The 208-nt window shown below is 53.4% G+C and carries 1 pseudogene; it reads right to left on the minus strand.

From position 1 onward, the window contains the following. Positions 1-57 precede the first annotated feature (57 nt). A pseudogene (locus FDX22_RS20605) lies at positions 58-208 on the minus strand (anthranilate phosphoribosyltransferase); the annotation flags it as partial.

Below are 208 nucleotides of genomic sequence, written 5' to 3' on the forward strand. Positions count from 1 at the left end.
GGCTTCTACCCAAATCGCCTTGTCAGCGACAATTTTCGCTAAAACGGTTTGCATCATTTACCCTCTCGCTGCCAGTGCAGTAACACGGTCGTAAGCCGCACCGCTGCGCAGCACATTAATCACGGTTTGCGCGTTGGCTTTTAAGTCTTCTTCACCGTGCAGGCGCATTAACATGGCGACATTCGCGGCAACAGCAGCCTCATGAGCG

Source organism: Citrobacter sp. TBCS-14 (assembly GCF_005280805.1).
Taxonomy (GTDB): domain Bacteria; phylum Pseudomonadota; class Gammaproteobacteria; order Enterobacterales; family Enterobacteriaceae; genus Citrobacter; species Citrobacter gillenii.